The organism is Pseudomonas sp. 910_21 (assembly GCF_052850735.1).
Genome location: NZ_VXCY01000004.1, coordinates 217,196 through 231,175 on the forward strand (window position 1 = coordinate 217,196; position 13,980 = coordinate 231,175).

Consider the following 13,980-nt stretch of genomic DNA (forward strand, 5'->3'; position numbering starts at 1 on the left):
GGCAGGTTACGAAGCCGCTTCAGTAGCCGTTGCTGCCGTAATCGATGGTGAATTCGTAGCCCAGGACCCGCTCCACTCCGGTTTGCAACCGTCCATCGGGCCACAGCCGCAGCCAGCGATAGCCCGGCACCTGCTCCTCGACCTTGAAGTCGTCGCTGCCGGGCTCGAACTGGATGCAGGTCGAGGGTGAGGCCAATAGCCGCACGGCGCCGCGCTGGCGGTCGATCTCCTGGTGCACATGCCCCCAGAGCAAGGCACGGACCTGAGGGAAAGCGTCGAGCACGGCGAACAGCGCCTCGGCGTTGCGCAGGCCAATGGGCTCCATCCAGGCGCAGTCGATGGATACCGGGTGATGGTGCAGACAGATCAGGTGATGGCGTTCCGGAGCCTCGCTCAGGGAGCGGGCCAGCAATTGCAGTTGGTCATCCTGCAGATAACCCGGCACCGAGCCAGGCACCGCTGAGTCCAGCAGGGTGATGCGCCAGTTGCCGATATCCACTACCGGCTCCAGTAAGTCACTGTCCCGCGTCGCCAGTTGCATGATCTGCGGCTCGTCATGGTTGCCCGGCAGCCAGCGGCCCGGTGCCGGAATCTGCCGGGTCAACTGACGAAAGCGCTGATAGGACTCCAGGGTGCCGTCCTGGGACAGATCGCCCGTGGCCAGTATCAGGTCGATCCGCGGCTGCTGCGCCAGCACCTGCTCGATAACCCGCTGCAGACTGTCGGCGGTGTTCATGCCCAGCAAGGTGCCGTCAGTGTCGGCAAACAGGTGGCTGTCAGACAGTTGCACCAACAGTACGGAATCGTCGGCAGTCAGTGCGGATACGCTTGGCACGGCGTTCTCCCGGAGCAAGGGCACAAAGCATGATGAAGGTGGCAATTATGCTGGGGGAAATGGAAAAGAGGAAACCTGGGAAACGGACCCAGTTCACATCTAGCGCACGGCTTCGAACTCGTGACCACAGGCCAGGCAATGGCTCAGCCACTCCCCAAGAAAGACATTCAACTGAGCCTTTTCATCCGGCTGATGCATGAAGGCATTGGGATAGGGATAGATGCTGCGAAAACGCCGGGCATGCTCGGCACTGATGACTTCCGCCATGCGTGCATCGTGATAGACCTGCACTTCCAGTTGCGGCACCGGCAGCCACGGCAAGCTGTGCTCCTGACGCACCTGCAAGGTGGTGGTGTAGGGGCAGGCCAGCACCACTTCCAGAGCCAGTACGCCGAGCATCTGATCACCCTGGGTCACGGCAATGCGCCGCGCCACAGGCTGGTTGCGCATGTCGGGCAACAAGCGCATCAGCCGAGCGTAGTTGGCCTCGCAGGAAGCTTGCAGCCCCGCGAGATCAACCCGATAGCGGTCGCGAGCCTTGTTTACAACCATAACCCCCTCACTTCAGCGCGATTGAGCGCCAGCCACTGCAAGGCAATGATGCTGGCGGCATTGCAGATCCGCCCGTCACGCATGGCCTGCAAGGCATCCTCGTAGGCCATCACCGAAACCCGGATATCTTCCGCCTCTTCTTCCAGCCCATGCAGCCCGCCGGCAGCGCTGCTGTCGCAACGACCCAGGAACAGGTGGACGAACTCGGTGCTGCCCCCCGGCGACGGAAAATACTGGGTCATCGGCCACAGCGCGCAAATGTCCAGGCCAGCTTCCTCCTGTGCTTCACGCCGAGCAACCTGTTCCGGCTGCTCGTCCTTGTCGATCAGTCCGGCCACCAGTTCTACCAGCCAGGGCGTAGCGGTCTTGCCCATGGCACCGACGCGGAACTGTTCGATCAGCACCACTTCATCGCGTTGCGGATCGTACGGCAGTACGCAGACCGCATCGTGACGGACAACGACCTCACGATTGATTTCCCGCCCCATGCCACCGGCGAACAGCTCGTGGCGCAGTTGCAAGCGATCGAGCCGGTAGAACCCCTGGAAGCAGTTTTCACGCCGGATGATCTCAACGGCACTGGGCGTGGAGTTGGCAAAGTCAGTCATAACAATCCTCGTGTACAGCGTGTTCGACCCGAGGATCCCCCTCGACTTCGCGCCATCCTAACGCGCTCGCGGCTGCCGATGCAGCCCCTTTGCCCTCAGCGGGATAGACGGCGAGGGGCTAAACCTACTCTAATTGCCTCTATTGAGCTTAGTGGCGAACCGACTGCCTCGCAGACAGTCGAAGCCGGTAACTTTTGCCTCCCCCTGGTTTATGAAGGACGCCCATGTCGCTTGTCAAAATCGCCTCCGTGGCCTGTATCGCCCTGACCCTGGGCGCGTGCCAAAGCCTGTTTCAGCCAAGCTACAACACCCCACTGGAAACCAAGCGCGAGAAGTCCGAGCAACTCAAGCCCGGCTGCAGCGGCGCCGACTGCCCACTGGTCAACCTCGACACCGTGCACTTTCCCGCCGAGCCGCAACTGGATGCCATCGTTGAAAAACGCTTGCTGCAAATGACCCGCACCAGCCCCGACGCACCATTGCCGGCCAGCCTCAGCGCCTACCGCGAACAGTTCCTGCGCAGCGCAGCGGACCGCCACGGCATGTACTTGCAATCCAAGGTACGCGAGCAGCATGACGGCCTGGTGATCATCGAGCTGGCCAGTTACCTGGACACCGGCGCCGCCAATGGCACTCCGGGACGGGGCTTCGTCAACTACTCGCGTCAGCAGCACAAGTCCCTGAACCTGGCGGACATGCTCCTGCCCGGCCAGGAAGACATGTTCTGGAAGGCTGCGCGGGTTGCCCACAACAACTGGCTGATCAGCACCCACCTGGATCGCGAAGCCGAATTCGTGAAGACCTGGCCGTTCCAGAAAACCCCGAATGTCGCCCTGACCCAGAAAGCCGTGACCCTCAAGTACGACGTCACCACCATCGCGCCCTCGGTCCTGGGCCATATCGAATTGCAGATTCCCTACGACCGCCTCAAGGGCGTACTCAAGCCCGAGCTGTTTCCCGGGAACTGAACGCCCGCCCCAGCAGCCACTGCAGCAGCCCTGCCAGCACCAGCGACGGCAGGGTTGCACCGACATCCGGGTACAGATTGGCCAGCACGTGATAGGTGCTCACCCCACCCAACCAGGCCAGCAACGCCGTCCAGCGCAGGGCTGACTCCGGGATCTGCCCGCTGCGGCGACGCAGGATGAAGTGATCCACCAGCACCACGCCAAACAACGGCGCAAATACCGAGCCGATCAACAGCAGGAAATTCTGGTACTGGGCCAATGGCGCCAGACACGCGATCAGGGTGCAGAGCACGCCGATGGCCAGGGCCAGGTGCTCGACTTTAAGGCGCAGCAGAATGCCGCTGGAGACCGCCGCCGAGTGGATGTCGGCAAAGGCGTTTTCCGATTCGTCCAGCAGGATCAACAACAGCGGAATCCCCAGGCCGGCTCCCGCCAACGCCAGCAACAGTGCATTCACTTCACCGCTGGGAGCGAACGCCAGGGTGTAAGCGACGCCCAAGCTCATCAGCCAGAAATTGCCGATGAAGAACCCCAGGGCGGTGCCGCCGAACACGCTCTTGGCGCGCTTGCCGAAACGCGAGTAATCCGCGATCAACGGCAACCAGGACAAGGGCATGGCAATGGCGATGTCGAAGCCCACAGCGAACGGCATGGAGCCGTCACCCGCCTGAGCCCAGAGCGCCGCCAGGTCGGCCCGGGCGAACAGGTTCCAGGTCAGCCACAGACAGGCCGCCAGCAACAGCCAGATGCCCCACTTGCGCAAGATCTGACGGACGAAGGTCAAGGGACCACTGACCGCCAGCAAGGTGGCCAAGGCGCCGAAAAACAGGGTCCAGAGCAAGGGACTGGTCCAGAGGCTGCCCTCACTGAAAGCACGGGCACCCAGGAGGCTGGCGGCATCGCGCATGACGATGATCTCGAACGAGCCCCAGCCCACCAATTGCAGCAGGTTCAGCACCGCCGGCAAGCTCGCGCCGCGCCGCCCCAGGCTCAGTTTGAGCGCGGACATGGACGACAGGCCGGTGTCACTGCCGATCACCCCCACCGCCGCCAGGAGCAGGACGCCCACTGCGGTGCCAAGGAAAATCGCCAATAAAGAGTGGGACAACCCCAGGCCCGGCGCCAGCAGCGCACCGGTCTGCAGCACCATCAGGCCGATGCCCAGGGAGAACCACAGGGAAAACAGATCGCGGGCGCCAAACACACGCTTGTCGGCCGGCACCGCGAGATTGGGAGAGTAGGTACTTGGACTGCTCAAGGTTGTTATCTCGAAGGAATAGGGTCTGTAGGAGCCGGCTTGCCGGCGAAAGCGCCACCTCGTTGAGAGCGCGGCGCCTGGTTCGCGGGCAAGCCCGCTCCTACAGAGGGGGGTCAGACTTTCTTGTACAGCTGGCTGCCTTCCTGCTTGAAGCGCTCGGCCTGCTCGGCCAGTCCCTTGGCGACGTCCACGTCCACCGCTTCGATGCGCTGGTTGGCCGCGTACTCACGAACCTCCTGGGTGATCTTCATCGAGCAGAACTTCGGCCCGCACATGGAGCAGAAATGCGCCACCTTGGCCGAGTCCTTGGGCAGGGTTTCGTCGTGGTAGGAACGGGCGGTGTCCGGGTCCAGGCCCAGGTTGAACTGGTCTTCCCAGCGGAACTCGAAACGCGCCTTGGACAGGGCGTTGTCGCGGATCTGCGCGCCAGGATGACCTTTGGCAAGGTCGGCCGCATGGGCGGCGATCTTGTAGGTGATGATCCCGGTCTTCACGTCATCCTTGTTCGGCAAGCCCAGGTGTTCCTTGGGCGTGACGTAGCAGAGCATGGCGCAGCCGAACCAGCCGATCATCGCCGCGCCGATGCCGGAGGTGATGTGGTCGTAGCCCGGAGCGATGTCGGTGGTCAGCGGACCCAGGGTGTAGAACGGTGCTTCGTCGCAGCACTCCAGCTGCTTGTCCATGTTCTCCTTGATCAACTGCATCGGCACGTGGCCAGGGCCTTCGATCATGCACTGCACGTCGTGCTTCCAGGCGATCTTGGTCAGCTCGCCGAGGGTCTCCAGCTCACCGAACTGGGCTTCGTCGTTGGCGTCGGCAATCGACCCCGGACGCAGACCATCCCCCAGGGAGAAGCTGACGTCGTAGGCCTTCATGATTTCGCAGATTTCGTCGAAGTGGGTGTAGAGGAAGTTCTCTTTGTGGTGCGCCAGGCACCACTTGGCCATGATCGAACCGCCCCGGGAAACGATGCCGGTCACGCGCTTGGCGGTCAGCGGCACATAGCGCAGCAACACGCCGGCGTGGATGGTGAAATAGTCCACGCCCTGCTCGGCCTGCTCGATCAGGGTGTCGCGGAACAGCTCCCAGGTCAGGTCTTCGGCCACGCCGTTGACCTTTTCCAAGGCCTGGTAGATCGGCACGGTACCAATCGGCACCGGCGAGTTACGGATGATCCACTCGCGGGTTTCATGGATGTGCTTGCCGGTGGACAGGTCCATCACCGTGTCCGAACCCCAACGGATGCCCCAGGTCAGTTTCGCCACTTCTTCCTCAATGGAGGAACCCAGGGCGCTGTTGCCGATGTTGCCGTTGATCTTCACCAGGAAGTTGCGGCCGATGATCATCGGCTCCAGCTCAACATGGTTGATGTTGGCCGGGATGATGGCGCGGCCGCGGGCGATTTCTTCGCGGACGAACTCTGGGGTGATTTCTTTCGGAATGCTGGCGCCGAAGCTGTGACCGGCGTGTTGCTGCTTCAGCAGGCCGGCGGCGCGGGCCTCCTGCAGCTTCATGTTTTCGCGGATGGCGACGTATTCCATCTCGGCGGTGATGATGCCTTTGCGCGCGTAGTGCATCTGGCTGACGTTGGCCCCGGCCTTGGCCCGGCGCGGGTTGTTGACGTGGGCAAAACGCAGCTTGGTCAGCTCCGGGTCCGCCAGGCGCTGCTGGCCGAAGTTGGAGCTCAGGCCCGCCAGGCGCTCGGTGTCGCCACGGTCCTCGATCCACGCCGAACGCACATCGCCCAGGCCCTTGCGCACGTCGATCACCACATTGGGATCGGTGTAGGGACCGGAGGTGTCATACACAGTAACCGGCGCGTTGATCTCGCCGCCGAAATCGGTGGGGGTCACGTCCAGGGTAATTTCGCGCATGGGCACGCGGATGTCCGGGCGGGAACCCTGGACATAGACTTTTTGCGAGCGGGTAAAGGGCTGAACCGATTGTTGGTCGACTTGGGCCGACTCACTGAGGTTGCTAGCGTTTTTTAGTTTTGTCGTCATCACGGGCTCTCCAGACAGCATCCAGGCAGTGGAATTTTGTCGGAGCGAACCTGTAACGGACGGACGCACCCTGTCTAAGCAACTAGTGAGTGCAGTGCTTGGTACTCGAGGGGTGTTCGATTGTCGAACAACATCCCGGACGAAGCACAAGAGGACTCGCCGGGTGACGAGAAATCTTGTTCCCTACGCAGGCGCTAACCTGATCAGGTTCAACGGGATCCGGATTATCCGATCTCAGCCTCACAGCAAGGCACCCCGACAAGAACCGGGCCAGTCTAGACAAAGCCGGGACAGAACGCCAACCCCCGTGCAATAAGCAGGATGAATGGCGTAATCAGCGGATTGTTGCGACCTGCCAGCGGCTCTACACTCCTTGCCCTGTGTCGAACCTTGACGCTCTATGGGTCGCGCCTTAGCCTTGGCGCCTGGATTATCTCCGTAATATCAACTCTAGGGATCGCCGAATGCTGCGCAAACTCTCACTGGCTGTTGCCGTGTCTTGTGCGTCCAATGGAATGGCCTGGGCAGCAGAAGCGCCTTTGACCACCAAGACCGACCTGGTCAGCGTCTACCAGGAAGCGGTAGACAACAATGCCGATCTGGCCGCTGCACGCGCCCAGTACGGCGCCCAAAAGGAAGTGGTGCCCCAGGCTCGCGCCGGGTTGCTGCCCAATCTTTCGGCCGGCGCGGACATGAGCAACACCCGCACCAAGTTCGATGAACCGTCCATGACCTCGACCCGCAGCGGCAACGTCTACCAGGCAACCCTGGCCCAGCCGCTGTTCCGCGCCGATCGCTGGTTCCAGTTGCAAGCGGCCAAGGACATCAACGAACAGGCCTCGCTGCAACTCTCGGCCACCGAACAGAACCTGATCCTGCAAAGCGCGGAGAACTACTTCGCCGTGCTGCGCGCCCAGGACAACCTGGCCTCGACCAAGGCCGAAGAAGCCGCCTTCAAACGCCAACTGGACCAGTCCAACGAGCGCTTCGATGTGGGCCTGTCGGACAAGACCGACGTGCTGCAATCCCAGGCCAGCTACGACACCGCCCGGGCCAACCGCATCCTTGCCCAGCGTCAGGTGGACGACGCCTTCGAAGCCCTGATCACCCTGACCAATCGTGATTACAACTCGATCCAGGGCATCGTCCATACCCTGCCGGTGCTCGCGCCGACGCCCAACGATGCCAAGGCCTGGGTCGACACCGCCGCCAAGCAGAACCTCAACCTGCTGGCCAGCAACTACGCCGTCAGCGCCGCCGAGGAAACCCTCAAGCAGCGCAAGGCCGGGCACGCCCCGACCCTGGACGCCGTGGCGCAGTACAAGAAAGGCGACAACGACGCCCTGGGCTTCAGCAACCCCAATCCGTTGACGCGCTATGGCAGCGATGTCGAACAACGCTCAATCGGCCTGCAGTTGAACATCCCGATCTACAGCGGCGGCCTGACCAGCTCCCAGGTTCGCGAGTCCTATTCGCGCCTGAGCCAGACCGAACAGCAGCGTGAATCCCTGCGCCGCCAGGTGGTGGAGAACACCCGCAACCTGCACCGCGCAGTGAACACCGATGTCGAGCAGGTCCAGGCCCGACGTCAGTCGATCATCTCCAACCAGAGCGCAGTCGAAGCCACGGAAATCGGTTACCAAGTGGGGACGCGCAATATCGTCGATGTGCTCGATGCCCAGCGCCAGCTGTACACCTCGGTGCGCAACTACAACAACAGCCGCTACGACTACATCCTCGACAACCTGCGCCTGAAGCAGGCCGCCGGCACCCTCAACCCCGGGGATCTGCAGGACCTGTCGCGCTACCTCAAGGCCGACTACAACCCGGACCGCGACTTCCTGCCGCCGGACCTGGCCAAGGCCGCGCAAGAGCAACTCAAGGCTCGTCCCTGAAGCCTGAAGCAATAAAAAAGGCCACCCAAATGGGTGGCCTTTTTGCATGCCGGCAAAGCCCTTTCGGAGCTAAGGCTCAGCGCCCCTTGAGCAAGCGATCGAGACCCTCGAGCAAACGCTGCAACGCCCCTTGATTGGCCTTGAGCACCTTGAGCCCGGCCTCGGCCATCTTCTGCGCATCCCGGGGCAGCTCGAACAGACGCTGCACCGCCACCGCCAGCCCTTCAGCGTCATCCACCTCCTGCAGGGCACCGGCCTCGCGCAGCATCGCGGCGATTTCCAGGAAGTTGAACAGGTGCGGTCCGCTGATCACCGGCTTGGCCAGCGCCGCCGGTTCCAGCAGGTTGTGCCCGCCATTGGCGACCAGACTGCCACCGACGAAAGCGCTGTCGGCCAGGGCGTAAAGGAACAGCAACTCGCCCATGGTGTCCCCCAGCAAGACCGAAGTGGTGGCACTTACCGGCTCCCCGGAAGACCGACGAACCGTCGCAAAACCCTGTTGTTGGCACAGCTCGAACACCGAGTTGAAGCGCTCCGGGTGCCGTGGCACCAGGATCAGCAAGGCGTTCGGGTAACTGGCCAGCAGTTGCCGATGGGCGTCGAGTACCACGGCGTCTTCACCCTCGTGGGTACTGGCGGCGATCCACACCGGGCGCTCCATGGCCTGCCATTGCTGGCGCAGCGCCCGGGCACGCTCCAGCAGTTGCGAGTCAATGCTCAGGTCGAACTTGATCGAGCCTGTGACCTCGACCGTCTCGGGACGTGCACCCAATTGACGGAAACGCTCGGCTTCGGCTTCGGTCTGCACCGCGAACAGGCTCATTTGCCCCAACATGGGCGCGGTCAGCCGGGCAAAACGTCCATAGCCCTTGGCCGAACGCTCGGACAACCGGGCATTGGCCAGGGCCACCGGAATCCCGCGCCGGGCGCACTGGTCAATGTGATTGGGCCAAAGCTCGGTCTCCATGATCACCGCCAGCTTGGGCTGCACCCGGTCAAGAAACCGCGCCGCGGCGCAGGGCAGATCGTAAGGCAGGTAGCAATGCTGGATTCGCGGCTCATTGGCGAACAGCGCCTGGATACGCTCGGAGCCGGTGGGCGTCATGCAGGTCACAGTGATCGGCAACTGGGGATAACGCGCCAACAGGGCACGAATCATCGGCGCGGCGGCGATGCTCTCGCCCACAGACACCGCATGCACCCAAATGCCGCCAGTCTGCATGGCCGGCAAGCCCAGGGAGAAACGCTCGCCAATGCGCTTGGCATAAGCCGGGGCCTTGCGCGAACGCAGCCACAGGCGAATCGCTACCAATGGCAGCCCCAGGTAAAACAGTGCGGTATAGAGAGTTCTATTCATGGCGGCGGAGTTTATCGGTTTTTTAGCCGATCGCCTTCAAGTGCACGGCAAAACGTTCCGCCAGCCAGCGCGCCGCCGGCCCCAAAGGTTCATCGCGACGCCAGGCCAACTCCACCACCAGCGCCGGCGGGGTCCATTCGCTGACCAATTCGACCATCTGGTGCTGGTAAGCCGGGTACTGCACCACATGCCGCGGCAGCCAGGCCCAGCCCAGGCCCCGCATCAGCCATTCAGCCATTACATAAAAGCTGTCAGCCCGCCAGACCTGGGGGCTGACCTGCTCCCCACCGGGATAACCACTGAGTTGGGGAGCGATCAGCAACTGCCGGTGCCGGGCCAGAAGCTGACGGTTGACCCGCTTCTCATGGGCCAGCGGATGCCCCACGGCGCAGACGGTGACCATCTCGACGCTCCCCAGGGCCCGACGCTCCAGAGTCTCCGGCATCTGCTCATGGTGAAACAGCAGCCCCAAGTCGGCACGGCGCTCCACCAGCTTGCGTGCCACGTCCCCCTGGGCACCGCTGGCCAGTTGCACTTCCAGGCTGGGAAAGCGCTCGGCCAGGGCTTCGAGGCTGTCGAGCACCGGCTGATAGGGCATCGCCTCGTCCTGGGCCAGGCGCAACCGAGCCTCCTGGCCTCGCATCAAGGCCAGCGCACGGCCATTGAGGCGATCACACTGGCGCAGGATTTCCCGGGCCTCCTGCAACAAGGCACTGCCCGCTTCGGTGAGCTTTGGCTGACGACCGCTGCTGCGTTCGAACAGGCTGACTCCCAAGTCCTCCTCCAGCAGGGCAATGGCGTTGCTGATGGCGGACTGAGCCTTGCGCTGCTGGCGGGCCACCGCAGAAAACGAGCGCAATTCGGCGACACTGACAAACAGCCGCAGCTGCTCCAGGTTCCATTGCATGTTCATAGAGCAACCTATCTCCATAACAGATAGGTAATGACTTTACCCCATCTGATCAGCCTCTAGAATGCCGACCTCAGAAAAGCAGTCCCAGACACGAGGAACCCTCCCATGAACGCTTACTACTACCTGGCTATCGCCATCTGCGCGGAAGTAATTGCCACTGTTTCAATGAAAGCGGTCAAGGGCTTGAGCACACCGCTGCCCCTGGCGCTGATCATCGTCGGCTACGGCGTGGCCTTCTGGATGCTGACCCTGGTGGTGCGCACCGTCCCGGTAGGCGTGGCCTATGCAGTGTGGGCCGGCATGGGCATCGTCATGGTCAGCATCGCCGCGCTGTTTCTCTACGGTCAGAAGCTGGATATCCCGGCCATGCTCGGCATGGCGCTGATCGTCCTTGGGGTCGTGGTGATCCAGCTGTTCTCGAAAACCGCCGGGCACTGACCCTCGCCTCATGCAGGAGCCGGCTTGCCGGCGAACAGCCCACCCCGTGACAACCTGTCACGCGGTTCGCCCGGCCGCTCCTACAGATTCATGAGCCTGTATACTGCGCCTCTCGTTTTGAACACTGAGGTCGCTGCATGCCATCCGCTATTTCCACCGATGTGCTGATTGTCGGCGCAGGCGTCGCCGGTCTCTGGCTCAACGCCCGCCTGCGGCGCCAGGGCTTTTCCACTGTGCTGGTGGAAAGCGCCAGCCTCGGTGGCGGACAGAGCGTGAAATCCCAGGGGATCATCCACGGAGGCGCCAAATACGCCCTGCATGGCGCCCTCACCGGTGCTTCGGAAGCCATTGCCGACATGCCGCGGCGCTGGCGCGAAGCCCTGGCCGGCACCGGCGAGCTGGACCTGTCCGGCGTGCGCCTGCTGTCCGAGGCCCACTACCTCTGGTCACCTGGCACTCTGGCCGGCAACCTCACCAGCTTCTTTGCCAGCAAGGCCGTGCGCGGCCGGGTCGATCAGGTCAAGGGCGAGCAACTGCCCCCGGCCCTGCAGGACAAGCGCTTCAAAGGCAAGGTCTATCGCCTGGCTGAACTGGTAGTGGATGTGCCCAGCGTTATCCAGCGTCTGGCGGACCTGGGCGGCGACAGCCTGCTGGCCGGGCAGAAAATCGAACCTCTGCTGGAAAATGATCAACTGGTGGGCCTGCGGGTCGATGAGCGCGAGATTCGCGCGCAACGCATCGTCCTCAGCGCCGGCGCCGGCAATGCCGACCTGCTCAAGGCCGTCGGCCTGAGCCAGCCGGCCATGCAACGACGTCCGTTGCACATGGTGCTGGTCAAGGGACCGAGCCTGAAACCCCTGTACGCCCATTGCCTGGGTGGCGGCCCCAAACCCCGGATCACCGTCACCACTCACCCAGCTGCCGATGGTCAGTGGGTCTGGTACCTGGGTGGCGACATCGCCGAGGCCGAAGGCGTGGCCCGGGAACCAGCGGCGCAGATCGCTGCAGCCCGCAAAGAGCTTTCTCAGTTGCTGCCCTGGGTCGATCTGAGCCAAGCGCAATGGGCCACCTTGCGGGTGGACCGGGCCGAGCCGGCGCAATCGGGGCTGACTCGGCCGGACAACGCCTACCTCGCCGAGCAGGATCGCCTGCTGGTGGGCTGGCCGACCAAACTGGCCCTGGCGCCGGACTTCGCCGATCGAGTCCTCGCAGCCCTGGAGCGCGACGGCATTCGTCCAGGCCACAGTGATCCCCTCCCCACCCTGCCCAAGCCCCCGCTGGCACAACCGGCCTGGGAGCAACTGCTGCCATGAGCCAGCCAACCCTGCACAACCTGCATCGCCCCATCGGCAGCACCGGACTGATGGTTTCGCCCCTGGGCCTGGGCACGGTCAAGCTTGGCCGCGACCAAGGGGTGAAGTACCCCAGCGGTTTCCAGATTCCGGATGACCAGGAAGCCCGCATGCTGCTCAAGCTGACCCGCGACCTGGGCATCAACCTGATCGACACCGCCCCCGCCTACGGCCGCAGCGAAGAGCGCCTGGGCCCCCTGCTACGCGGCCAGCGCCAGGAATGGGTGATCGTCAGCAAGGTCGGTGAAGAGTTTGCCCACGGCGTGTCCCGCCACGACTTCAGTGCCGCTCACACCCGACTGTCCGTGGAACGCAGCCTGCAACGCCTGGAAACCGACTTCATCGACCTGGTGCTGGTGCATTCCGACGGCAACGACTTGGCCATTCTCGACCACAGCGAGGTCTACCTGACCCTGGCGCAGCTCAAGCAAGAGGGCAAGATCCGCGGCTTCGGCTTCTCCGGCAAAACCGTCGATGGCGGCTTGAAGGCTCTGGAGCAAGGCGATTGCGCCATGGTTACCTACAATCTGAACGAACAGGCTGAGCGGGCGGTCATTGACTATGCCGCCGCCCACCACAAAGGCATCCTGGTGAAAAAGGCCCTGGCCAGCGGCCACGTCTGCCTGAGCCCGGGCATCGATCCGGTGCGGGCCAGCTTCGAACTGCTGTTTGACCGGCCCGGTGTTGCCAGTGCTATTGTCGGGACCATCAATCCGTTACACCTGGCCCATAACGTGGCGACCGTGGCACAGGTTCTAGGCAAAAACTGATGCCGCCGACGCGGCCGACCCCGACGCAAGAAGGAGCCGAGATGTCGCGACCGCTGATTAGAAAGAATCCCAGCAACTTCAAGACCCTGCCCCTGTTCGTCGAAGCGACTCCCGAAGGCCTCTGCTACCAGAGCGTCGGGATGCCGCTGAACTTCGCTCAGACCTTGCAGCGCCGACGCGCAGTGACGGTAGCCGACAACGAAAGGTTTGCCTTGGAACTGGCCAACCTCGGGGTTTCGGTACGCCTGACCCTGCACTGGCAGAACCGTGACTACTGGGTGCTGGTGCGCCAGCGACGCCAGGACCGCGGTGACGTGGTGCTCAAGCTGATCTCCGGCTACGTGCCCGCCCATGAACTGAACCTGCCGCTGCACACGGCCATCCAGGAAATCGCCGAGGAATGCCTGCTGGAAACCCCGGAAGGCTGGCTCGGCGGGCGCTTCAACGACACTTGGCTACCCGCCCCTTACGCCGGGGCCCTGCATTACCGCGAGGCTCTGCCCTTTCGCCTGACTCCGCTGTCCGGAGCCGCGCGACCGGTACGCTGCGCCAACCTGCAACTGCTGGAGCGACCCCGGGCCTATGTGCACCTGCCCACCGCCTCCTTGCAACTGATCTACGACCTGCGCCTGGACGTCCCCAAGGAAGCCAAGTCGCTGAGCCTGTTCCACGTAGACGAGCGGCTGGAGGGCGACCAGTTGGTGGCGCGGCTGGACCGCAAGCGTCCGGATCTCTACCTGATGCCCCTGGACAATGGCCAGCCCTGCGCCGAGCTGTACACCTTGAAGAAAGACCAACTGCACCCGGCCAGCACCCGCGGCCTGTACCTGGCGGAAAGCTTCGCCCAGCAGGACGGCTGGGTGGTGCGTGAGGAGCGGATTCGCTGGAAGGACTGGCTCAGGCAACGAGGCCTGAGCGAACCGGAAAAGGACTCGAAACTTTCGCGCCTGACCGGCAAGGCCCGGCAGATCCTGCGCAAGATGGTTCCCGCCAAGGCCAGGCGCCAAGGCTGAGGCAAAAAAAAGCGCCTG

Annotated in this window: 13 protein-coding genes and 1 riboswitch; of the genes, 6 read left to right on the plus strand and 7 right to left on the minus strand. The window is 63.1% G+C overall.

Features of this window, described 5'->3' with window-relative positions:
- Positions 1 to 19: 19 nt before the first annotated feature.
- The 3 genes from cpdA to FW796_RS14730 form a co-directional block, all read right to left on the minus strand.
- Positions 20 to 835 carry a 3',5'-cyclic-AMP phosphodiesterase gene (gene cpdA / locus FW796_RS14720; protein WP_346634544.1) on the minus strand — a complete coding sequence of 272 codons (816 nt, stop codon included), beginning with the start codon at positions 833 to 835 and terminating at the stop codon, positions 20 to 22.
- Positions 836 to 934: 99 nt separating this feature from the next.
- On the minus strand, positions 935 to 1,387 hold the full coding sequence (locus tag FW796_RS14725; RefSeq protein WP_346634543.1) for a DUF1249 domain-containing protein: 453 nt from the start codon (positions 1,385 to 1,387) through the stop codon (positions 935 to 937).
- Entirely contained in the window at positions 1,378 to 1,995 is a 618-nt protein-coding gene (locus tag FW796_RS14730; RefSeq protein ID WP_346634542.1) for an NUDIX domain-containing protein, read from the minus strand. Before FW796_RS14730 ends, FW796_RS14725 begins: the two co-directional genes overlap by 10 nt.
- Positions 1,996 to 2,219: 224 nt before the next feature.
- On the opposite strand from FW796_RS14730, the gene FW796_RS14735 reads away from it, so the two are divergent.
- A complete protein-coding gene (locus FW796_RS14735) occupies positions 2,220 to 2,963 on the plus strand; it encodes an RsiV family protein (RefSeq protein WP_346634541.1) in 744 nt (247 codons plus the stop codon).
- On the opposite strand, the gene cytX is transcribed toward FW796_RS14735, so the two are convergent.
- Positions 2,935 to 4,221 (minus strand): putative hydroxymethylpyrimidine transporter CytX, encoded by a 1,287-nt coding sequence (gene cytX, locus FW796_RS14740; protein ID WP_346634540.1) that lies wholly within the window; start codon positions 4,219 to 4,221, stop codon positions 2,935 to 2,937. The two genes, FW796_RS14735 and cytX, sit on opposite strands and share 29 nt — an antisense overlap.
- 113 nt (positions 4,222 to 4,334) lie before the next feature.
- On the minus strand, positions 4,335 to 6,224 hold the full coding sequence (gene thiC / locus FW796_RS14745; RefSeq protein WP_011058911.1) for a phosphomethylpyrimidine synthase ThiC: 1,890 nt from the start codon (positions 6,222 to 6,224) through the stop codon (positions 4,335 to 4,337).
- Between the two features lie 163 nt (positions 6,225 to 6,387).
- Positions 6,388 to 6,492, minus strand: a riboswitch (TPP riboswitch).
- 196 nt (positions 6,493 to 6,688) lie between these two features.
- Here thiC and FW796_RS14750 point away from each other — a divergent pair.
- A complete protein-coding gene (locus FW796_RS14750) occupies positions 6,689 to 8,119 on the plus strand; it encodes a TolC family outer membrane protein (RefSeq protein WP_346634538.1) in 1,431 nt (476 codons plus the stop codon).
- Between the two features lie 76 nt (positions 8,120 to 8,195).
- Here the strand turns inward: FW796_RS14750 and waaA are convergent, their stop codons facing one another.
- On the minus strand, positions 8,196 to 9,476 hold the full coding sequence (gene waaA / locus FW796_RS14755) for a lipid IV(A) 3-deoxy-D-manno-octulosonic acid transferase (protein WP_404938123.1): 1,281 nt from the start codon (positions 9,474 to 9,476) through the stop codon (positions 8,196 to 8,198).
- A 22-nt stretch (positions 9,477 to 9,498) separates the two neighbouring features.
- Entirely contained in the window at positions 9,499 to 10,383 is an 885-nt protein-coding gene (locus FW796_RS14760; protein ID WP_346634624.1) for a LysR family transcriptional regulator, read from the minus strand.
- Positions 10,384 to 10,494: 111 nt separating this feature from the next.
- Between FW796_RS14760 and FW796_RS14765 the strand changes: the two genes are divergently transcribed.
- From FW796_RS14765 to FW796_RS14780, 4 genes are all read left to right on the plus strand, one after another.
- Positions 10,495 to 10,827 carry a DMT family transporter gene (locus FW796_RS14765; protein ID WP_011058907.1) on the plus strand — a complete coding sequence of 111 codons (333 nt, stop codon included), beginning with the start codon at positions 10,495 to 10,497 and terminating at the stop codon, positions 10,825 to 10,827.
- Between the two features lie 137 nt (positions 10,828 to 10,964).
- Entirely contained in the window at positions 10,965 to 12,140 is a 1,176-nt protein-coding gene (locus FW796_RS14770; RefSeq protein WP_346634536.1) for an NAD(P)/FAD-dependent oxidoreductase, read from the plus strand.
- A complete protein-coding gene (locus FW796_RS14775; RefSeq protein ID WP_346634535.1) occupies positions 12,137 to 12,949 on the plus strand; it encodes an aldo/keto reductase in 813 nt (270 codons plus the stop codon). Before FW796_RS14770 ends, FW796_RS14775 begins: the two co-directional genes overlap by 4 nt.
- Positions 12,950 to 12,990: 41 nt before the next feature.
- Positions 12,991 to 13,962, plus strand: a complete 972-nt coding sequence (locus tag FW796_RS14780) for a metal ABC transporter ATPase (RefSeq protein ID WP_404938120.1) — start codon at positions 12,991 to 12,993, stop codon at positions 13,960 to 13,962.
- Positions 13,963 to 13,980 lie beyond the last annotated feature (18 nt).